Source organism: Ensifer sp. LC384, assembly GCF_001695865.1.
Classification (GTDB): Bacteria; Pseudomonadota; Alphaproteobacteria; order Rhizobiales; family Rhizobiaceae; genus Ensifer.
Map to the genome: position 1 here is coordinate 1 of NZ_MBST01000040.1, position 19,435 is coordinate 19,435.

General features: G+C 61.5%; 19 protein-coding genes and 4 pseudogenes. 10 read left to right on the forward strand and 13 right to left on the reverse strand.

Going from position 1 to position 19,435, the window contains the following annotated elements:
* Positions 1-269 precede the first annotated feature (269 nt).
* Positions 270-1,025 (forward strand): annotated as a pseudogene (locus BC363_RS24500) (IS66 family transposase); the annotation flags it as partial.
* 190 nt (positions 1,026-1,215) lie between these two features.
* On the opposite strand, the gene BC363_RS24505 reads toward BC363_RS24500, so the two are convergent.
* Positions 1,216-2,211: a DUF3179 domain-containing protein gene (locus BC363_RS24505; RefSeq protein WP_065785617.1), complete on the reverse strand. Its 996-nt coding sequence runs from the start codon at positions 2,209-2,211 to the stop codon at positions 1,216-1,218.
* A 434-nt stretch (positions 2,212-2,645) separates the two neighbouring features.
* Between BC363_RS24505 and BC363_RS24510 the strand changes: the two genes are divergently transcribed.
* Positions 2,646-3,242, forward strand: coding sequence for a sigma-70 family RNA polymerase sigma factor (locus tag BC363_RS24510; protein WP_083223646.1), 597 nt, complete (start codon positions 2,646-2,648; stop codon positions 3,240-3,242).
* Positions 3,239-3,904, forward strand: a complete 666-nt coding sequence (locus BC363_RS24515; protein ID WP_083223645.1) for a DUF1109 domain-containing protein — start codon at positions 3,239-3,241, stop codon at positions 3,902-3,904. Before BC363_RS24510 ends, BC363_RS24515 begins: the two co-directional genes overlap by 4 nt.
* 183 nt (positions 3,905-4,087) lie before the next feature.
* On the opposite strand, the gene BC363_RS24520 is transcribed toward BC363_RS24515, so the two are convergent.
* The 7 genes from BC363_RS24520 to BC363_RS24550 form a co-directional block, all read right to left on the reverse strand.
* Positions 4,088-4,540 (reverse strand): pseudoazurin, encoded by a 453-nt coding sequence (locus BC363_RS24520; RefSeq protein WP_083223644.1) that lies wholly within the window; start codon positions 4,538-4,540, stop codon positions 4,088-4,090.
* Between the two features lie 86 nt (positions 4,541-4,626).
* A complete protein-coding gene (locus tag BC363_RS34715; protein ID WP_141690417.1) occupies positions 4,627-5,145 on the reverse strand; it encodes a hypothetical protein in 519 nt (172 codons plus the stop codon).
* Between the two features lie 76 nt (positions 5,146-5,221).
* Positions 5,222-5,908, reverse strand: coding sequence for a response regulator transcription factor (locus tag BC363_RS24530; protein ID WP_065785614.1), 687 nt, complete (start codon positions 5,906-5,908; stop codon positions 5,222-5,224).
* Positions 5,909-6,038: 130 nt separating this feature from the next.
* Positions 6,039-7,520 carry an adenylate/guanylate cyclase domain-containing protein gene (locus tag BC363_RS24535; RefSeq protein WP_161952489.1) on the reverse strand — a complete coding sequence of 494 codons (1,482 nt, stop codon included), beginning with the start codon at positions 7,518-7,520 and terminating at the stop codon, positions 6,039-6,041.
* 168 nt (positions 7,521-7,688) lie between these two features.
* Positions 7,689-8,183 (reverse strand): hypothetical protein, encoded by a 495-nt coding sequence (locus tag BC363_RS24540; RefSeq protein ID WP_065785613.1) that lies wholly within the window; start codon positions 8,181-8,183, stop codon positions 7,689-7,691.
* Positions 8,180-8,764, reverse strand: a complete 585-nt coding sequence (locus BC363_RS24545; protein WP_065785612.1) for a hypothetical protein — start codon at positions 8,762-8,764, stop codon at positions 8,180-8,182. Before BC363_RS24545 ends, BC363_RS24540 begins: the two co-directional genes overlap by 4 nt.
* On the reverse strand, positions 8,761-9,450 hold the full coding sequence (locus tag BC363_RS24550) for a MotA/TolQ/ExbB proton channel family protein (RefSeq protein WP_065785611.1): 690 nt from the start codon (positions 9,448-9,450) through the stop codon (positions 8,761-8,763). The genes BC363_RS24545 and BC363_RS24550 overlap by 4 nt, the downstream gene beginning before the upstream one ends.
* Before the next feature lie 515 nt (positions 9,451-9,965).
* Here BC363_RS24550 and BC363_RS24560 point away from each other — a divergent pair.
* Positions 9,966-10,670 (forward strand): Crp/Fnr family transcriptional regulator, encoded by a 705-nt coding sequence (locus tag BC363_RS24560; protein WP_161952490.1) that lies wholly within the window; start codon positions 9,966-9,968, stop codon positions 10,668-10,670.
* Between the two features lie 76 nt (positions 10,671-10,746).
* Here BC363_RS24560 and BC363_RS24565 read toward each other — a convergent pair whose 3' ends face one another.
* A complete protein-coding gene (locus tag BC363_RS24565) occupies positions 10,747-11,328 on the reverse strand; it encodes a TetR/AcrR family transcriptional regulator (RefSeq protein ID WP_065785608.1) in 582 nt (193 codons plus the stop codon).
* A gap of 128 nt (positions 11,329-11,456) precedes the next feature.
* Here BC363_RS24565 and BC363_RS24570 point away from each other — a divergent pair, with 128 nt between their 5' ends.
* The 6 genes from BC363_RS24570 (at position 11,457) to BC363_RS36075 (ending at position 16,562) form a co-directional block, all read left to right on the forward strand.
* The gene (locus BC363_RS24570; RefSeq protein ID WP_083223642.1) at positions 11,457-12,197 is read left to right on the forward strand and encodes a peroxiredoxin-like family protein; all 741 of its coding nucleotides are present in this window, start codon (positions 11,457-11,459) and stop codon (positions 12,195-12,197) included.
* A gap of 66 nt (positions 12,198-12,263) precedes the next feature.
* Positions 12,264-14,399 (forward strand): bifunctional TVP38/TMEM64 family protein/FAD-dependent oxidoreductase, encoded by a 2,136-nt coding sequence (locus BC363_RS24575; RefSeq protein ID WP_065785606.1) that lies wholly within the window; start codon positions 12,264-12,266, stop codon positions 14,397-14,399.
* Between the two features lie 4 nt (positions 14,400-14,403).
* A complete protein-coding gene (locus BC363_RS24580) occupies positions 14,404-14,994 on the forward strand; it encodes a CDP-alcohol phosphatidyltransferase family protein (protein ID WP_065785605.1) in 591 nt (196 codons plus the stop codon).
* The gene (locus BC363_RS24585) at positions 14,991-15,467 is read left to right on the forward strand and encodes a hypothetical protein (RefSeq protein WP_141690418.1); all 477 of its coding nucleotides are present in this window, start codon (positions 14,991-14,993) and stop codon (positions 15,465-15,467) included. Before BC363_RS24580 ends, BC363_RS24585 begins: the two co-directional genes overlap by 4 nt.
* Positions 15,415-16,209, forward strand: coding sequence for a transposase (locus tag BC363_RS36070; protein ID WP_244519945.1), 795 nt, complete (start codon positions 15,415-15,417; stop codon positions 16,207-16,209). The genes BC363_RS24585 and BC363_RS36070 overlap by 53 nt, the downstream gene beginning before the upstream one ends.
* Positions 16,206-16,562, forward strand: coding sequence for an NrsF family protein (locus tag BC363_RS36075; protein WP_065785603.1), 357 nt, complete (start codon positions 16,206-16,208; stop codon positions 16,560-16,562). The genes BC363_RS36070 and BC363_RS36075 overlap by 4 nt, the downstream gene beginning before the upstream one ends.
* A gap of 156 nt (positions 16,563-16,718) precedes the next feature.
* Here BC363_RS36075 and BC363_RS24600 read toward each other — a convergent pair whose 3' ends face one another.
* The 4 genes and pseudogenes from BC363_RS24600 to BC363_RS24615 form a co-directional block, all read right to left on the reverse strand.
* Positions 16,719-17,000: a hypothetical protein gene (locus tag BC363_RS24600; RefSeq protein WP_065785602.1), complete on the reverse strand. Its 282-nt coding sequence runs from the start codon at positions 16,998-17,000 to the stop codon at positions 16,719-16,721.
* A gap of 349 nt (positions 17,001-17,349) precedes the next feature.
* Positions 17,350-18,364, reverse strand: a pseudogene (istA, locus tag BC363_RS24605) (IS21 family transposase); the annotation flags it as partial.
* A 162-nt stretch (positions 18,365-18,526) separates the two neighbouring features.
* A pseudogene (locus BC363_RS24610) lies at positions 18,527-18,732 on the reverse strand (FAD-dependent oxidoreductase); the annotation flags it as partial.
* A gap of 79 nt (positions 18,733-18,811) precedes the next feature.
* Positions 18,812-19,390: pseudogene (locus BC363_RS24615) on the reverse strand (ABC transporter ATP-binding protein); the annotation flags it as partial.
* Between the last annotated feature and the right edge of the window lie 45 nt (positions 19,391-19,435).

The window sequence follows — 19,435 nt, forward strand, 5'->3', positions numbered from 1 at the left end:
CCAGGATCGAAGAGTTTAAAACTGGAATCCGTGTTGCGTTGCTGATGCCGGAACTTGCAAGATAGGAGCAGATGGTGTGATCGATCGATCCACGGCGCGAGATACTCCGTGTAAGCCCATGGCCTCCTACAAGGTCGCTTATGTGTTTGGAACTCACGTCGCGGAAACCATCTTGGCCAGCGTTCATGCGCGAGCGCACAACAGGCCGGACGTATGGACGCAAGCGATGCGGTCAAATCATCCAAATATCTTGCGAGCAGGGGGCCGTCCACGTATGGGCTTGCCGCAGCGGCGAGGACAGCAAACAGCCGATCGTGCTGTTCGATTATCAGCCCGGCCACGGACAAGAGCATCCGCAGGCCTTCCTTGGCGACTACCGCGGCATCCTGGTGAGTGACGGTTATCAGGCCTGGCGCACGTTGAAAGGCGCCACGCATGTCGGGTGCATGGCCCATGCCAGGCGGAAGTTTGTCGACGCTCTCAAGGCGCGCAAGAAACCCGGCGGGCCGCCGGCGCAGGCCATCAAGTTCTTCGACCAGCTCTACCGGATTGAAAGGCAGGTGCGGGACGAGAGGCCCGCTGACGGTGAAACGCCAGATCACTACAGGCGCCGCTTTCGCCAGAAACACAGCATCCCGATCCTGAATGCACTCAAGGCGTGGCTCGATGCAATCGCTCCTAAGGTCGTACCCGACACCAAACTTGGCGATGCCGTCTCCTATACGCGCAATCAATGGGAATATCTGACCCGCTATACCGACGACGGTAGGATGCCGATTGATAACAATTTACTCGAGCGCGACATCAGAATCTTTGCCACCGGCCGAAAATCGTGGTTGTTCAGCGACACCGTCGATGGAGCCAAGGCCAGCGCCGTCATCTATAGCCTGATGTTGACCTGTCGCGCCTGTGGCGTCGAACCATTCGCATGGTTGCGGCACGTTCTCACCGAACTGCCGCAGCGTCCCGACAACGCCGACATCGACGACCTGCTACCATTCAACTTCAAAAAGCAGCCTGCCTGACCGCCGGCTCAAGCCGCCCCATAACGCGCAGCGCAGCGAAATGCGCGCTTACCCAAAAAATCAGCGCTGGCCATCTCCACCGCCTCAAGGCCATGGTGGAATGGAAAGCCATAACCGGAGCGCCGGCCGAAAATTAGGTCCCGCTGCCCAATGCTGACCTTTTTCAAACAACGTGACAGCACCGTCTCGTCTACTGCGTGACCGGCCCCTTTTCGGTGTGCAATGTTCCGTGGGGCTCGAACGCGAAGAAGGTGAAGGCAAAGGTGACGGTGTAGGACACGTCCTTCCCATTGCGCTGCACCACGACATTGCCGACATCGGCGCCACGAGTGATGTCTGCGGTATCGAGTGCCGAGACCTGTCCTGGCCGCCAACTGATGCTGAGGTCACCGGCCTTGATGACGCCCTTCGCGCGCACCAGAGGCAATGTCCAGGCCTGCTTGCCGACAGCTACGACCCGCATCATAGCGGGCACCTTGTCCGGAAGGTTGCCGGTGAACAGGAACGGTCGCGTCGCCTGGTCGTAACCGACGTAAGGGTTGCTCCCGTAGGCGCGGAAGCGCGGATTGTTCGGCACCAGCACGCGACCCTCGGAAGCCCGCGCGCGAAAGCTCTCGAGCGACTCGAGGCGCGAAGGGATGATCTTCAGCGACCGGCCTGCCAATTGGCCGACGATGGCTTCGCCACCGAATTGCTGCCACCAGCTCTCCGTTTGACGATCGTACATCACCAGATCCGAGTGGCGAAGCTTTCCGGTCGTGCCGAAGTCGAGCGTTCTGCCGTCAAGGCGACGATCGAAGACGATGCCGGTGTTGCACAAGGGGCAATAGGTCACCGTCACCGGTACGCCCGCCACGACGTCGTTGACGATCTCGTGCCAGATCATCACGCGCAGCGGATAGGCACGCGCGTCCTTGCCGAGGATCACCGACAGGACCGGTTCATTCGGGGCGAGGCCCTTGACCGCGCGGATACTGACGAACCGTGGCGCGTCGATCGACGGGATGCCGTCCTTCGGCGGCCCGCCGGAGACGATTTCGGCAAGATCGACCGTGGCGCGGTTGAAGTCGGTGCGTGGCCATTCGCGCTGCCATTGCCGCGACGTGTCGGCCATCGCAAGTGAAACCGACATCACGGAAAAAAGCATTGCCGCGCAGAGGGCAAAGAGGCTTCTTGAGATGTTCATCGCCGTATCCTCCTCCAGCGCCGTGCGTCTTTTCAGACGCGCGGCAGGTGGCGTGGCACTTTGAATTGCTGCACTTGCGCGCGGCGCTCGCCTCCGCACGCCTCCCTGTTCAAGAATGAATTCGCTGCAGCGCGCTGGATGGTTACGCCAAATGCATGTCGCCCAAAAGTGCGCAGCGTTTTGGGACAACGACATGCATGTAAACAAGATTTAAAGCACGTCGCGTGAGGCCGTTTGAACGCGACGCGCTTTAAGACGCCGGAAGGAGACCCCCGTTTGCAGACGCCCGGTCCGGACGGCGGCATCGTCCAAGCCGCAGTCGTCAAGACTCACCGAACATTGATCTCCATTGATTTCGCTGCGAGTGGCGGCAGGGTTACCCTGAAGAAGGCGCCTGGAAGCAACGCGCCAAACATTGGCGCGGCGAGGAGGTTATGGCGAACGACCAATATACCTCGGTCTGGAAGAGCGCAGAAGAAGGCGACCGTCGCCTTGCCTCTCTCATGCGAGCGGCGCAGGACGGTGACAAGACGACCTATGCACGATTGCTGAACGAAGTCGCTTTTATATTGCGCCGCTTCGTGCAGCGGCGATCGCCGTTTCTCCAGCCGTCCGACGTAGAGGATATCGTCCAGGACGTTCTGATTTCGCTGCATGTCGCGCGTGCGACCTATGATCCGGCGCGCCCGTTCCTTCCCTGGTTGCTCGGCATCACCCGCAATCGCATGGCCGATGCGGCAAGGCGCCATGCGCGGCGATCGGCCCATGAAGTGGCTGACGAACAGACGCTCGAAACTTTTCTGGATCGCGATACGAATATTCCCGTGAATGCCTACGGAGACCCGGAGGCGCTCCGGCGCGCGATCCGTGATTTGCCGGAGCGACAGCGACACGCCGTGGAGTTGTTGAAACTGCGCGAGATGTCGCTGAAGGAGGCCGCCGCGGTCACCGGCATGACGATTGGCGCCCTCAAGGCCGCCATGCACAGGGCCTTGAGAACGCTGCGCACCGTTTTGAGCAACGAGGCGTGACCTTGGAAACGAATAACCTGATCCGACGACTGGTAATGAGCGCAGAGCCGATCCGGCGGCTGCCGCCGCCTTGGCTGCGGACGATCCGGTGGTTGTCGATCGCGGCTCCCGCAATTGCCGTCGTGGTTTTGCTGATGTCGCCGCGAAGCGATCTCGCGGAAAAGTTGGTTGAGGTGCGCTTCCTGGTCGAACAGGCCGCTGCGCTTGCTACGGCCGTCGCCGCGGCGATCGCTGCTCTTTGCCTGGTTGTCCCCGGTAATAGCCGAAAGCTCGCCCTCCTTCCCGTCCCGCCGCTTGCAGTCTGGTTGGGGAGCCTCGGGCAGGGTTGCCTGCAGACCTGGCTTCGCCTCGACGGTGCGGCCTGGCAATTCTATCCGGACTGGATCTGCTTTCCCTCGATCGTGATGGTCGGCGCCGTTCCGGCCGTGACGATGGTCGCCATGCTCCGCCGCGGAACGCCTATGGCGCCGCAGCTAACGGTGGCGCTCGGGGCATTGGCGGCCGCAGCGATCGGGAACTTCGGCCTCAGGCTGTTTCATTACCAGGATGCGAGCCTCATGGTCCTGATCTGGCAATTCGGCAGCGTCGCGCTTTTGACGCTCCTGGCCGGCTGGAACGGCAAGTACATTCTCCGCTGGCCGCACGTGCGGACGGCTGGCTGACGGATGGCTTTCACTTACCGGTCGACATCGGTGCTGGCCACAGAGAGCACCTCTGGATCCCCCTGCTCGAAGCGGCTGCCGAACGGGGCCGAGGTTACCCAACCTGGCATTCTTGCCAGGACAGGCGATTGATTAGCGCCGCAATCCCGGCGTGGTTCAATCGCTGCAGGGGTGTATTCTTTCTTACGGCTGAGCGGCTTGCGCGAAGAGCTTCTGGAATGCTGCCTTTGGTTTGCCCGTCAACTTGACCGATTTTGCCTGCTCGAGATTCTGCGGCTTTCCGACGACAACGACGGCAACCATTCCCATGAAATAGTGAGGCTGACACCGCAGGCCGTAGAGGCCTTCCTGATCCAGCGCGATCACCATCTCCTGGCCGATCTTGCCCTTGATCGGACTTGCGCTCTCGGGCCACACTCCCAGCATCGTCTCCACACTGTGTCCTTGATCGGTCGGGACGACACGGACGGTATCGCCCGGCTGTGCGACGACGAATTCGGGGGCGAACACCATGAGGCGCCCATCACTCCCCTTGTTGAGCATTTTGATCACATGCTCGGCCGCTTCGGCTTGGCCGGTATTCGTGACGAGGTGCGCCGCGGCAAGACAAAGCATCGTCCAGGTGGCATTTTTCATTGGTCAGACTCCGACCTCTCCGGCGCCCCCACGTTCAGGGGCGCCGGCCAGCTTGCGTTTGGGTGACAGGTAGTCCGATGCTCGGCTCAGCAGTCGGGCGCTTCCGTGGGCATGAAGTTCTGATCGACGCCAGGTTCAACTTTGCCCCACGGCGCTTCGAACTCACGGACGGCTGTGTGCACGAACCAGACGCCTTCCTCGCCCTTTTCGCCGCCATGTGTATCGTTCTTCATGCTATGGAAATGCGTGAAGCCTTTGCCGTATTCCGACTCGAGCCGAGCCTGGTCGGCCTTGCAGAACTTGCCGGGGAACCCGACCGCAATCCAGTTCAGGTTCTGTGCCTTGGAAAGGTCCATGTCGTCGAAGTGCAAGGCGAGGACCAGACCGCCCGGCAGCATGTATGCCCGATGGTCGGTCATGCTCGGCATTTCCACAGGCGTTAACAGCCCGGTCAACTGTTGCCAGTATTTCGCGTCGTTCTCGTGTGCTGAGGCGCCAGAGGCAATTATTCCCGCTGCGCCAAGCATGACTGCTGTCACGCCTCCTTTAGACCAGAGTGACATTTTCTTCTCCCTAAGTTGGCGATCTCGGGAATCGAGATACATATCGAGATTCGATCCAGCACGGAAAAAGGTTACGCCGCCGTGATTGGGACTCGAGAGCGTTCACCGAGGTCAGCCGTCAGAATGACAGCCTGTAGCCGCCATCCTCCGTCACAAGAAACGCGGCGTCGGAAGGGTCGCGCGCGATCTTTTGGCGCAAGCGGTAGATATGAGTCTCCAGCGTGTGGCTCGTGACAGGCGGGTCATGGCCCCAGACGGCCTGGAGCAGTACCTCACGCCTCACGACCCCGCGGTCGGCGCTATAGAGAGATCGGATGATAGCGGTTTCCGTCGCCGTGAGCCGTATCTTGCGGCCGCTCTCATCGAGCAGCAGCTTTTTTCCCGGCTTGAACGTGAAAGGACCCATGCTAAACGTTGCGTCCTCCCTCTGCTCATATTGGCGTAGCTGCGCACGGATACGGGCAAGCAGCACCGGGAAGTGGAACGGCTCGGGGACATAGTCATCGGCGCCGGCTTCGAAGGCCAGTATCGTGTCGGCGTCTGTATCCTGGGCGCTCACTATGATGATCGGCGCCTTGTAGCCGCTTCTGCGCAGGATCTTCACGGCTTCACGGCCGTCCATATCGGACAAGCCTGCATCCATGACGAGGAGGTCGATGGCATTCGTGCGTACAGCCCGAATCCCCGCCCTGCCCGTGCCTTCACGCAAGACTCCGAACTCGTCACCATAGCACGATAGGTGGTCGACGAGTTCGGAACATAGTTCGTTGCCGTTGCCGATGATCAGGATGGAACGCTTCATCATGTTGCACCGCGCGAGTCGCAAGTTCGTGCAATTGCTATCATCTATTCGTCGAAGCACCGCGGAACGTTACGTGTTCTTCCCGTTTTGTGTCGTTCAGGACCCAGTCGTCGCGAAACCACAAGCGGCGGCGCTACCCCTCGGATCGTTCCGCAGATGCCCCAGGAGCTGGATTCGGTCCTCGCGCCGTGAGGACGACAAGGTCGACCGGATCGGCCACGCCCTCCATCGAGCGGGCCGGCAGTTCCTCGACCGCTGCTTGCGGTCGAAAACCCTGGGCGAGTGCGAGCGCGTAGGTCGAGCGCGTCAGCAACGCCGGAACGCCTTCGCGCCTGGTGTGCTTCTCGAGCTTTGCCGCGAGGTTCACGACTTCGCCGATGACGGTATATTCGAGCCTCGTCTCGTAGCCGATGGTGCCGAACACCACTTCGCCGGAAGCACCTGCCATGCCGATCGGGGGCGCAGGAAGGCCGCGCTTTTGCCGTTCCGCCTCCCAGGCTCCGGCGGCTGCCGTCAGCTCCTCGACGGCGCGGCAGAGATCCGCGGCGTAGCTCGCGTTTGGCGCGACGGCGCCGAAGCTCGCCAGTATCCCGTCGCCGACATATTTGTCGATGCTTCCATGGTGGCGCTCGATAACCGGCACCAGCCGCGCGTGATACTCGCTCAGGAGCGCTATGAGTTCCGTCGGCGTCAGATTGTGCGAAATGCGCGTGAAGCCGTGCAGATCGATCGACAGGATCGCCGCATCGCACCGCACGCCCTGGCCGGCAAGGGGGCCGATCTGTGCGTCGCGGAGCTGCTTGGCGACTTCCGGCGCAAAGAAGCGCGCGAGGTCGGCTGCCACCACTTCCTCCGCTACGCAGTTGACGAGCAGCTTGCGGGCGCGCACGAGTGTCAGCGCCAGGATGGCCGTCACCATGAGGATCGACAGGATCTTGTCGATCTCTGCGCCTCGCAGGATCTTGTAGGAGGTGACGTATTCGACGTAGCTGCGTGTGAAGACCGGTGCCTCGACGTCCGACACCAGGGCGGCATAGAGAAAGAGGGCAAGCCAGCCCGCAGCGCTGCAGCCGCCTGCGATCAGCACGTAAAGCGGCTCGAAGCGCAGCGTTCTCAGCGCAATCAGGATGAAGACATACATCAGCGTCGGCGCTTTGAGGTAAAGGGCGGGTGGCGCCTGATACTGCAGATGAAAGCTCCAGATCGTGAGCATCAGGACGGTGATGTCGACGACGGTCGAGATGGCGACGAAGCGGCGGCTGAGGCGTCCGCGATAGGCGAGAACGATGCGCACGGCCGTAAACACAGCGTAGATCCCGAGCGTCCAAGGTACGGGTTCGAAGCGGGTCCCCGACGGGAAGGCCTTGGGCGAGATTGCGTAGACCACGGCGAAGAAGATGATGGCTGAGGTCTGTATCCAGCCGACGATGATCTCGCTCGTCGCCTGCTGCTGCTCAATACGCCGGAGGACGCGCTCCGAAAGCGCCGTACTTGTCTGTTCGCCGAAGACGAGTTGGGCGAGCTTCGCCGTGGCGCGCTTCAAGCGCTCATGTCGATGGGACGAGCGGCCATAGCTGGCTCTCTTCGGGTTTTCAAAATGGCGATCCCTTTGCATCATTATCCTCGCGGCGCGCCGTCCTGGTTGCTTCGTGGTCTCATGAGATCCATCGACCAGCCTCGACTCGCGATTCGCCGTCCGGGCTCAGAAAGTTACGCTCGTCTCCTTCGTCCGGCTGATGGGCGCCGCTGCTCACCTGCAAACGGCCTTCACGTGGCTGAAAATTTAGGCTTGATCGAAGCGTTGGACCGGCGGGTTTCGCTTGGGCGGCAGTGCCGGCGGTTGCGGCAAAGGGTGAAACTGCGGAGCATGAGTGTCGAGCGAGGGTTCGTATCGCATAATGAACTGGCCGTTGGCGTCGGGATTGGCCTCGTCCTGGAGCTTCTGAATGCGGTTGGCCATATCGTTCGACCAGGGCAAGATGATCGGCCGCGGCTCTGAACGGATGGGGTCGTCGATATAAAGATAGATCGCTTCGTCCTGGACGAGCTTTGCCGCCAATACGCGATGCTCGCCGGGCTGAAAATCCCAGACGAGCGCCAAGGGCTTGTGCCAGCCGAGGCTTTCCACCGCGACGATGGCGATTGCCGGCAGTCCTACAATGAACAGGAGAACCGTGAGGAGCCGGCCCCAGGTGTCGCGCCTCGACCAGATCGCGAGCCACGCTTCGGCGGCAAAGAGCGCCAGAACGCCGAGCATGAGCCAGACGACATGCGTCATGATCCACCTCTTGCCGCCCGCAGCGGCCGGAAGACGTTGTTCATGGAATTAGGCATCACATTGCCCGCGGGATCGAGCCTGAAGCGCAGCGCGGTTTTCTCTTCGCCGTTGGCGCGAAGCTTCACACTGGTAACGGCCACGGGTGTCACGCCCTTGCTGTTGTCGCCCTTGTTGATAGAGATTTCGAGGTCGACCTTCTGCGGTACCACCGGGCATCGATAGCAATGGACGTTAACGATGTATTCGCCGGCGATGATACCGCGACTGTAGGTATTTTCGTAGTTGAGCGGTGTGGCATCCGGCCTGTCGCCGAGATCGTCGCGCAAAAGATTAAACAGGAGGCCGCCCTTGTTGGAGTAGCCGACGGGCACGATTTCGCCCGGACCCGTCACCCACAGATCGATATCGGTGTCGCCCGGCGGCCAGGTGATGGCTATCACGACATTGCCTGGAGGAACGGCGTCGGCGTTCTCGGCAGGCGGGCTGACGTGGGGCAGGAGCCAAATCACCATCGCCACGAAACCGAGTACCATAAGCAGCGTAAAGTCCCGGAAAACCGTGCCGGCGGCGCGCCCGATCATGGCTTTACCCTTTCAAGTTTGGCTGCGGTCTTCGCCGCTCGGGTTGCGGCCACCCCGTTGACCGGGGCCGGCGTCACATTGCCCGAACCGCGCTCGATGGGAACCATGACGGCATTCTCGGATGCCACCCACGGCCGCCCCGTCTGCCAGGCCGCTACCCGCTCGGCCCAGTAGACGGCGAGCGCGGTTTTCAGCATCCGGACATTGACTTCGTGCCAGAGCGCGAATGCCGCCCCGAGCAGCGTCGTGTTGAGCGCGACCCGCATGCCCAGCATGAGTTGGGCGACCGCCGACTGGACGCCGCCCGCCGAGGAAAGCCCGCCCTGATCGACGCCCGTCAGCGCCATGGAAAAGCCGACGACGGTGCCGAGGAGACCAAGGGCCACCAGCCATTCCGAAACCGTGCCAAGCCACTCGGTCTTGGCAAGTTCCTTGTCGCGTTGAGCCTCGCAAGCCGGCCGTGCTCCCCGCCGCTTCACGTCGTTGAGGTCGAGGCTCACCCTCACGGCCTTCCGCCACGACCACAACCAGCCGACCAGAAACAGCGCCGTGATAACCAGCGTCAATCGGCTGCTGTCGCCCTCGAAGAGGGGCACAAAATAACCGGACCAACCGAGAGCCGCCGTGACGGCGAGCATCAGGCAGTTGAAGACGATGAACCGGTAAAGGAGGAGGTTCGAGAACATGGTCAGTTCTTTCTCGATGTCCCGCGCCTGGACCGTTCGGCCTGGTCGATCTGCGGCCTCCACCCAGGACGGCTCCTCGGCAGGAGGTGCCTGGGCGGTGGAAAGACCTCATCGAATTGCCGCTCGAGGGATTTTTCGACCGCGCGCGCCAGCCCCAGGTATTGGCGCCAATCCGCTTCGCCTCTCGGAGAAAGCACGGCGGCGAGATCGCGAGCAACGCTCTCATATATGAAATAGTTGGTCATGGCGGCACTCCGGTTTTGGCCGGCCCGAGACCATGCTTGGCGGCTAGGCCGGCGCCGGCGGGGGAAGACAACAAGCCGGTAAGTTCGCGTACCGTGCTCTTGCCTCTGCTTCTCAGAATGAGGGAAATCGGCGGCGGGCCATGTGGCCTGCGTCACAGTTCACGGACATATGAGCAACCGTGAATATTTCAGGGCAGCGTCGGGCTTGCTTCCGGTCCGCATCGGCGTTCTCCTCCGCCTATGACGGTGCCATCGGATGGACTCGACAAGATGCGGACTGTTTCGGCGATGGATACACGGCGCGCGCTCCTCGCCCGCCATCCCGTGCTCGGGCTTCTCGAGGCGGAGGATCTTGACCATATGGTGGGCTTCGCAGTCGAGACGCAGTATCCGGCGGGTGCGGCGATCTTCCGCAAAGGCGATCCGGGCCGGAGCCTGATGATCATCGTCGAGGGGCAGGTGAAGATCAGCGTCATGGCGTCGGACGGCAGGGAGGCCGTGCTGGCGGTTCTGGAGGCCGGCGATATCCTTGGTGAAATGGCCATCATCGAGAACAAACCGCGCAGCGCCGACGCGATCACCCTCTCGCCTTGCAGGGTACTCGTCCTCCATCAGCGCGATTTCATCCCGTTTCTGGAGCGAAATCCGAGGGCTGCCATCCGGCTATTGGCCTTGCTCAGCGAACGTCTCCGGCGCACGAGCGCCCTGCTGGAGGCGCGCATGCTTCGCCACTTGCCGGAGCGGCTGGTGAAGGCGTTGCTCGACCTTTGCGAATCCGCCGGCTCCGGATGTCGGCCCGGTGATTGCCTCGAACTGCCGCTCCGGCAAAAGGTGTTCGCTTCCCTTCTCGGCACCTCGCGCGAGACGCTGAACAAGCAACTTCATGCGTGGCAGGACGACGGGCTGATTCACATTCGCGGCGGTTCGATCGTCATCGAACAACCCGAGAGATTGGCCAAACTCGCCGGTCGGTAGGTCGCGTCAGGCGATCCGGACGAGCACGCAGCGTCAAGATGCTCGTTAGTTGGACCAGGCGCACCGATATTGGCACTTAAAGGGGACGCCACGCCTCTGCGATTGCCATCGCCGAGTGTGCGATGCCCCGGATGCGATCTTCATCGCCGCCGGCGCGTGCAAGGACGCGAAGGGAGATAACGACAGACAGTAGCAACCTGGCATCGGCGCGAGGGTCGCGTCTTTTCGCGGACTCGCTGGCGCGCAGCAACGCGCGGTAGAATCCATCCTCTATCTCTCGCAGACAAGATCGAATGGATGCAGCGAGTTCAGCGTCCCAAGGCGCGACCTCGATAGCGGAGTTCACGAGCAGGCAGCCGCGCGGATCTGACAGTGATACCGCGACTAGCTTATCAAAAAAGACTTTGATCCCGTTTACCGGGTCTTCGGCTGCATCGAGTTCCGCAACGCGCCTTCGTGCATAGTTGTCGAGGTAGCTGGCGAGGCACACTTGGAAGAGCGAGCGCTTGTCTCCAAATGCGTTGTAGAGACTGGCTCCGGTCATCGACATTGCATCCGCGAGATCGCGGACGCTGGTTGCCTGGTATCCTCGTCGCCAGAACTCTTCCGTCGCGGCTGCAACGGCGGCCGACGGATCGAATGTCCTAGGCCTTCCCATGAATACTCCTTCGGTCGTCGGCGAACAGGTATCAGACAGCGTTTTAGAACAGTCGCTACAAATTGCAAATGGCCCAGTGCAAAACGAAAGTCCCGTGGTCTGATGAAGGCCAAGGCGATGCGCCGTGCATGCCACTGGAATGGCTGACCTCGATTTCCACGCGAGTGATCGCGATTCCATCTCGGTGGATACGCGGTGCACGATCACAACAACGCGATCTGCGCTCTCCCGACTTGCGCGCACAGCCGGACTTTGTCAATTTTAGATCGACCGATCTAAAACCAAGAAAGGACATCCGCGTGACTGAATCCCCGAGACTGCTTCCCAGAAAGCCCGTTCCTGCCTTGCGGCTCCCAGTCGCTGGCGGTGGCATCTACGAACTCAACACGGACCCGCCAAGCGCATTTTCCCTCCTCGTCTTCTATCGGGGACTCCACTGCCCGATCTGTAAGGCGCAGCTCAAGGACCTCGACGCCAAGCTCGACGCATTCATCCGTCGGGGCGTTTCCGTGGTCGCAATTTCGGCGGATACCGAAGATCGTGCCGTGCAAACGAGTCTCGATTGGGGGTTGTCTCAACTGCGTCTGGTCTATGATCTTCCGTTGTCCGCAGCGCGAGAGTGGGGCCTGTATGTCTCCAGGGGCCGGGGCGCAACGTCGGCGGGCATTGTCGAGCCCGACGTCTTCACCGAACCGGCCATCTTTCTGGTGCGCCCGGACGGCACGCTGTACTTCGGCAGCGTGCAGACAATGCCGTTTGCACGCCCCAGCTTCGCCGACATCATCGGGGCCATCGACTTTGTCGTGAAGTATAACTACCCCGCCCGTGGCGAGGTCGATCTAACATTCGAGCCGCTCGGAGCGAAATAAGCACGAGACTGCAACGGTCTCGCACCGAATGGCGGCTGCCGACAGGGCACAGGACACGAACTCAGCATGGATATTGCCAGAATAGAGCGCCGGCCGGCAAAGCTCTTCGGCGCCGCACTTCTTGCGACACTTATCCTCGCGTTGGCGATGATCATAGAGGTCTATATCGGCCAGGAAGATTTGCTCGCGCACATATCGACTGCAAGAGAATGGATCCGGCTCCACCCAGGCGTCGCCGCGATGTGGTTCGCGGCCGCCTATGTGTCGATGACCGCCCTGTCGTTACCTGGCGCAATGGCGTTCACTATTCTTGTCGGCAGCCTGTTCGGATTTTGGGTTGGTACATTTCTCGTCTCTTTCGCCAGTGTGTCGGGGGCGACGATCTCGTTTGTTACGGCACGCTACCTGTTGCGGGAATCCGTTGAACGGCGGTTCCCGCACGTGGTCGCGAAAATCAATCGCGGTGTTGCCGCCGATGGCGCGCGATATCTTTTTGCGCTCCGACTCATACCGGTCATCCCCTTTTTCCTCGTCAATCTCGCGATGGGTTTGACGAGGATGCCTGTCCTCACCTTCGCATGGGTAAGCCAGCTCGGTTCCCTTCCGGGAACGATCGTTTATGTTAACGCGGGGCAACAATTGGCCACCATCGAGAACGCGGCAGACGTCTTCAGCGCGCGCATTCTCCTGGCTTTTGCCGCTTTGGCGGCCTTGCCGTTCGTGGCCAAAGCCGGAAGCGGCTGGTGGAACAATTGGCGATCTTTGAGAAAGTGGCAGCGGCCTCGACATTTCGATTACGACCTGGTCGTGATCGGCGGCGGCTCCGCCGGCCTAGTTTCCGCCTATTTAGCCGCAATGGCGCGCGCTCGGGTTGCTCTGGTCGAGCGGAACGACATGGGCGGCGACTGCCTGAACACCGGCTGCGTGCCGTCGAAGGCTTTCATTCGCTCGGCGAAGCTTGCGAAGGAGGGCGCCGAGCCGGAGGCCCTTGGCCTCAAGGGGCGCATCGAGCCCGATTTCCAAGCGGTCATGCACAGAGTGAGGCAAGTGATTGAGGCTGTGGCGCCGCGTGACTCGGTCGAACGCTACGAAGCGCTCGGTGTGGATGTCGTCAAAGCGAAGGCGCTGATTATTGACCCCTGGACGGTCCAGGTTGAGGACCGTCGTCTTACCGCCCGACGTCTGTTGATCGCCACCGGAGCAGACCCGGTCCTTCCGTCCATCCCCGGCTTGTCGGAAGTCGATCCGCTCACATCCGATACTGTGTGGGGTTTGGCCGAACAGCCCCGACGTTTGCTCGTGCTGGGAGGCGGGCCGATAGGGTGCGAACTCGCCCAGAGCTTCGCCCGCCTTGGAACCGAGACGACACTGATCGAGGCCCTGCCATCGATCCTCCCTCGCGAGGACGAGGATGTGGCTGCCCTCGTGTGCCGGCTACTGGCCGCCGAAGGCGTAAACGTCATCACCGGCGTGGGCGTCACGTCGTTCGCAAAACTCGGAAAATTTTCTGTGGCTCACCTGTCCGACGGGGGAAGCGTCACCTTTGACCGCGTGATCGTCGCGATCGGGCGGCGCCCACGCACGCGCGGTTTCGGCCTGGAGAAGCTCGGCCTCATCGAGAATGATCGTCTCGTTGTCGACGACCGGCTGCGTACGCGCATTCCGACCATCTACGCCGCGGGCGACGTTATCGGCGGCCTTCAGTTCACTCACGCTGCCAGTCACCATGCCTGGTTCGCGACGATGAATGCGCTGCTTGGCAGCATCAAGACATCGAGAGCGCAGGTGAAAGCGTTTCCGGCCGTCACTTACACGGATCCGGAAGTCGCAAGAGTGGGCCTGAGCGAGAAGGAGGCGTGTAGCCTTGGCGTTGCATATGAGGTCACCAAGTACGATCTCGCCGAACATGACCGGGCCATCATCGATGGTGCTGCCGTCGGGTTTGTCAAAGTACTGACCGTTCCCGGCAGAGATCGCATACTGGGCGCGACCATCGTGGGCGCTCGCGCAGGGGAAATGCTCGGCGAATTCACGCTTGCGATCCAGCACAGCCTCGGCCTCAAGGCAATCCTCAGGACCATTCATCCTTATCCGGGGTGGACCGACGCGGCGAAGGCCGCGGCGGGCGTCTGGCGGCGACAGCATGTTCCTGCCTGGCTTCTCGCCATCTCCGCTCGATTTTTCGCTTGGTCGAGGGGGTAGCACCGTGTTCGATCGCTATCTGATACCATTGCAGAGCCGGGTCCTGCGTCCGGCAGCAGCGTGGCTCGACGGCAGAGGGGTTCAGCCGGACACGGTATCCATTGTCGGGTTTGCCACCGGCCCCACGGTCGTGCCGCTCCTCGCATTCGGGCACTTCGGCGCAGCGGCTGTCGCCATTCTCGCAAACCGTGTGATGGACGGCCTCGATGGCGTGTTGGCGAGGCGGCGGGGCGCGACCGAGCGCGGGGCGTTCATCGATATTGCGTTCGACTTTGCCTTTTACGCGCTCGTGCCCTTCGGCTTCGCTCTTGCCGATCCCGATGCCAACGCGCTTGCCACCGCTACGCTGTTGCTAGGATTTATCGGGACAGGGAGCAGCTTCCTCGCCTTCGCGGCAGTTGCTGCAGGGTCCGGCAATCGGTCAACGCAATATCCCACCAAGGGCATTTATTACATCGGTGGCCTGACCGAGGGTGCGGAAACGATTGCCGCATTCCTGGCGATGTGCCTCTGGCCGCACGCTTTTCCGACGATTGCCTACGGCTTTGCCTCGCTCTGTGCCGTCACGACAGCGACCCGCTGGTGGTGGGGATGACAGACTTTCGGCGCCGGCCCGAGGGGAGGGGAGATGATGCCGATCGACGAAAGGAAAAAGCAAAGATGATCGGGTCAATAAAAAGACGGACCTTCTTCGTGTTGGTGGCGACGGTCATCGTCGCATGCCTTGGCGCGGTTTCGGCGGGCGCGACGGACGACGAGTGGACGGACATCGTTTCCAGAGCCCGCGGTCAGACGGTGTACTGGAATGCCTGGGGCGGCGATGAGAGAACGAATTCGTTCATCGATTGGGTGGATCAGCAAGTGCGTGATCGATATGGCGTGACCGTACGTCACGTCAAACTCGCGGACACGGCAGCAGCGGTATCCCGCGCAATCGCTGAGAAGTCAGCCGGCCGGGACAGCAACGGGGCCGTCGATCTCCTTTGGATCAACGGTCCAAACTTCCTTTCAATGAATGAACGAAACGATCCCACGAAACGACAAGGTTCGGCTGCTCTGGCGCGGTGAAAACCGCATATCGATCACGCCGTTCAAGCCACTGCCGGAGCCGAAGGGCCTCGAAGCGATCAAAGGTGAAATCGGCCAGCGCTGGCCGATGACAGGACTGCTCGACGTGCTGAAGGAAGCTGCGCTCGATACCGGCCTGCTGGAAGCCTTCGAAACATCGGCGTCCAGGGTTGCCCTGTCGAGAGAGGCGCTGGATCGGCAGCTTCTTTTGTGCCTCTACGGTCTCGGTACGAATGCCGGGGTCAAGCGGGTCGCTGGCGCCACGCCTGATGTCAGCTACGAGGAATTGCTGTATGTTCACCGCCGCTTTATCCACGCGCCGGCGCTGAGGGAGGCCTGTGCGCGGGTGGCGAACGCGACGCTGGCGATCCGCAATGCGGCTGTCTGGGGAGGCGCGGGTACCGCGTGCGCGTCCGATTCCACGAAGTTCGGAGCATGGGATCGCAATCTCATGACGGAATGGCATGCCCGCTATGGCGGCCGCGGCGTCATGATCTACTGGCATGTCGAGAAACGCGCGACCTGCGTCTATTCGCAGCTGAAACGGTGCTCGTCCTCGGAGGTCGCCTCCATGATCGAAGGCGTGCTTCGTCACTGCACCGACATGGAAATCCAGCGTCAGTATGTCGACAGCCATGGCCAAAGCGCCGTCGGCTTCGCGTTCTGCCGTCTTCTCCGGTTCGAGTGCGCGTCCTGTCGCACCCGGAAGCGAACGCGCGCCGATTGCTGCCCCGCCTCATGACAGCGCCGGCTCTGCTCATGGCAGGCGTTGTCGCCGAGCTTGCCGTCACGCCGCCTGGCACTTGGCCGACAAAGCTCGTCGGAGCGAACAGCATCGAGTGCCTGACGTTCATTCCATTGATCGGTGTCGGGCCGCTCGCGCTGCTGCTCGCTGCACTGCATCATGGCGCGCCTTCCCATGCCGCGTTTGCCGGCGCGACAGCCGGTCTCACGGCCGGCGGCATCGCCGCAAGCTTCTATGCCGCCAACAACCCAAACGATTCACCGCTGTTCGTGGCGATTTGGTACACGATCGCGATCGCCACACTGACCCTCCTCGGCGCACTTGTCGCACGCCGCATCGTCCGCTGGTAGCGGGTCTAACCGCCGTTAATTAGAAAATGCAGCAACCGCCACGCGGTTGCGAAGACTCTGCACTGCGGGTGGTTTTTTGCTCCACCAGACAGTGGCAAGGGGGATGCGAGTGCTCGTCATCCCCCCGTCCAAGGAAGCAGTCCAAGAACTCGTTGCTTAGAATGCCGGCGGGATGATCCCACGGTAGTAATCGTGGTCGCCGCCCTTGTACCTTTCCTTCAAGACTGTGGGAGGATTGATGCTGCCTGTCGGTGTGGCGTCGACATTCGACGGACGGCTAAGGCGCGGCAGCAAGGTTTGTCCCTGGGTCTGGGTCCCCGGGGGATTATGCCTATCGATGCCCGGACGGTAGTTCCCGGCAAAGGCCGGCGTGGCAACGCCAGCAACTGCGAATGAAAGGGCCAATGCGGCAAGCGATGTTTTCAGAAACATACTCATACTGCTAACTCCTAGGTGCGTTTAGCAAGCGGCCCCCTTGGTTGCTCTGTTGGAGAGCACGGTTCGTTGGCCGCCGTGATCTTGCGATCATTCAGTATTCGCTTTCTCGGTGATGGCTTGTTACACGCGCAGGGCGGCCTCACGGGCATTTGATGGTGCTGGGAATGACAGTGAAATTATCGTTAGTGTCCAGCAAGCGACAAACCTTGGATCGCAGACAAATACTCGCGCCTCGAATCAGCCGATGGCGGAGCTTGGCGCCTTGATGGGGAAGGCTCAGGCTGCTCCAATCTCGATCGTCCGTACTCTCCAGGCAAGCGTTGCGAATCCAAGGCAAACGCCTGCAAACGATGATCTCGCCGCGGCAGCCGATCACCACCTCATCGACATAGCCTCGGACCCAGACATCCTGATGGCCGTAGGCGACCGGGACGGAGTAGTCGTTGGTCTTGTAGCGGACCAGTGACTGGGCCGTTACCTTGACGTTGGCCTGGTCGCAGGCATCGAAAGGCGACGGCGGTAACACGCGCATGGCAGCAAGATCGCGTTGCAGCCGCTCGCCGATCGTCTCGTTCTCGCCCCGCAGCCTGTCGCGCTGGCGCTTGCGGCATTGCTCTTCCAGCCAGGTATTGAACGCCTCCCATGTCGCAAACTGCGGGAACGGCACCATGAAGTTGCGTCGGGCATAGCCGACGAGACCCTCGACGTTCCCCTTGTCGTTGACCTTGCCGGGATGGCCATAGCGGTCCCGGATCAGAGTGGGATAGGAAACCGCTGAACAGCGTCGCGCGCTTGCGGGTGCCGTCGGCCATGATCTTCGCCACCAGGCATCGGTCGTTGTCGTAGACAATCGACTGCGGCACCGCGCCGACGAAGGCGAACGCATGGACATGGCCGTCTACCCATGCCTCCGACACGGCTGCTGGATAAGCCCGCACATAGCAGCCGTCGCTGTGCGGCAGGTCGAGCACGAAGAAGTGGGCCTTGCGCTCCACGCCGCCGATCACCACCATCGCCTCGCCGAAATCGGCCTGCGCATGTCCTGGCGGATGCGCCAGCGGCACGAACACCTCCTGGCGACGCTGATCCCGCTCGCGCATGTAGTCCTTGATGATCGTGTAGCCGCCGGTGAACCCGCATTCGTCACGAAGTCGGTCGAACACCCGCTTGGCCGTATGACGCTGCTTGCGCGGCACCTTCATGTCCTCATCAAGCCAGTGATCGATCGTCGAAACAAACGCATCCAGCTTCGGCCGCCGGATCGGTGACCGGCGCTGATAGCCGGGCGGTGTCGAATACGACAGCATCTTGGCCACGCTGTCGCGCGATATGTTGAAATGCTTTGCAGCCTGACGCCGGCTCATCCCCTCCGAACAAGCCAGGCGGACCTTCAGATACAATTCCACGGTGTAGATCCCCAATCCTCCTGCAGTCGTCGCAGAAGGGAAATAGGTGGCCGGCTTTTACGCCGCCCGAAGCGGGACAATCCCGCCGCTACCGTGGACTAATTTTGCACCGCCGCTCTCACCTTTCCGGCAAAGCTCCGCCTTCAGGCTGCCCGGCGGATAGTAGATGCCGGCATGGATGACCCGCTGTTGTGACCGGTCTGATGCTGTGCAAGCCGGTCTTCTTTTTCCAGCAGAAGGAGACTGATGCCCGGCATGGTCTCGAGAAGCCGCATGGCCGTCGCCAGGCTGACGATGCCGCCCCCAATGACGCAGTAGTCGAAGATCATATCGAGCGCTCTCGATTGTTCAAGTTCCGCGTCTCACTCTCGGTAGCAGGCTGAGTTTATCGCCGCTATACATGCCTCAAACAGGGAACGAGCGATAGGTCTTGCCTGCCTCGTCGAAGAGGTGGAGCTTAGCCTTGTCGGCCGTGAAACGCACCTTGTCGCTGCGCTTGACCTCGAGGATCCCCGGGATTTTCGCGATGATCGGCTCGCCCTGCACGAGGCCGTCGATATAGAGCAGCGTCACTTCGCCGAGTGCCTCGACGATCGACACCGTGCCCTCGAAGAGGAAATCCTCGCCCGTCGTGATCTGCAGATCCTCCGGCCGCACGCCGAAGCTTGCCGTCTTGCCGACTTCGGACGCCGCCGTCGGGATATCGACGCTGGAGGTGCGGCCGCCCGTCAGTTCCAGCTCGGTCTCAGCACCCGCCGCGGTGATCTTGGCCGGGATGATGTTCATGGCCGGCGAGCCTATGAAGCGGGCGACGAAGAGATTGGCCGGGCGCTCGTAGAGTTTCAGCGGCGGGCCGACCTGCTCGATATGGCCGGCCGAGAGCACGACGATGCGGTCGGCGAGCGTCATCGCCTCCACCTGGTCGTGCGTCACGTAGATCATCGTCGTGTCGGCCATCTGCTCGTTGAGCTTGGCGATCTCGATGGGGAGCGGGAAAAAGGTGGGGGTAAGGAATTTCGGGTAGCCGGC

Bases quoted from the DNA above. Each gene is read 5' to 3' on its own strand.
- BC363_RS34715 (WP_141690417.1), bottom strand. From the start codon at position 5,145: ATGTATCTCGATTCCCGAGATCGCCAACTTAGGGAGAAGAAAATGTCA.
- BC363_RS24530 (WP_065785614.1), bottom strand. From the start codon at position 5,908: ATGATGAAGCGTTCCATCCTGATCATCGGCAACGGCAACGAACTATGT.
- BC363_RS24540 (WP_065785613.1), bottom strand. From the start codon at position 8,183: ATGACGCATGTCGTCTGGCTCATGCTCGGCGTTCTGGCGCTCTTTGCC.
- BC363_RS36070 (WP_244519945.1), top strand. From the start codon at position 15,415: ATGAACGAAACGATCCCACGAAACGACAAGGTTCGGCTGCTCTGGCGC.
- BC363_RS24545 (WP_065785612.1), bottom strand. From the start codon at position 8,764: ATGATCGGGCGCGCCGCCGGCACGGTTTTCCGGGACTTTACGCTGCTT.
- BC363_RS24520 (WP_083223644.1), bottom strand. From the start codon at position 4,540: ATGAAAAATGCCACCTGGACGATGCTTTGTCTTGCCGCGGCGCACCTC.
- BC363_RS24575 (WP_065785606.1), top strand. From the start codon at position 12,264: ATGGATATTGCCAGAATAGAGCGCCGGCCGGCAAAGCTCTTCGGCGCC.
- BC363_RS24510 (WP_083223646.1), top strand. From the start codon at position 2,646: ATGGCGAACGACCAATATACCTCGGTCTGGAAGAGCGCAGAAGAAGGC.
- BC363_RS24560 (WP_161952490.1), top strand. From the start codon at position 9,966: ATGCGGACTGTTTCGGCGATGGATACACGGCGCGCGCTCCTCGCCCGC.
- BC363_RS24505 (WP_065785617.1), bottom strand. From the start codon at position 2,211: ATGAACATCTCAAGAAGCCTCTTTGCCCTCTGCGCGGCAATGCTTTTT.
- BC363_RS24585 (WP_141690418.1), top strand. From the start codon at position 14,991: ATGACAGACTTTCGGCGCCGGCCCGAGGGGAGGGGAGATGATGCCGAT.
- BC363_RS24570 (WP_083223642.1), top strand. From the start codon at position 11,457: ATGCCACTGGAATGGCTGACCTCGATTTCCACGCGAGTGATCGCGATT.
- BC363_RS24565 (WP_065785608.1), bottom strand. From the start codon at position 11,328: ATGGGAAGGCCTAGGACATTCGATCCGTCGGCCGCCGTTGCAGCCGCG.
- BC363_RS36075 (WP_065785603.1), top strand. From the start codon at position 16,206: ATGACAGCGCCGGCTCTGCTCATGGCAGGCGTTGTCGCCGAGCTTGCC.
- BC363_RS24550 (WP_065785611.1), bottom strand. From the start codon at position 9,450: ATGTTCTCGAACCTCCTCCTTTACCGGTTCATCGTCTTCAACTGCCTG.
- BC363_RS24600 (WP_065785602.1), bottom strand. From the start codon at position 17,000: ATGAGTATGTTTCTGAAAACATCGCTTGCCGCATTGGCCCTTTCATTC.
- BC363_RS24535 (WP_161952489.1), bottom strand. From the start codon at position 7,520: ATGCAAAGGGATCGCCATTTTGAAAACCCGAAGAGAGCCAGCTATGGC.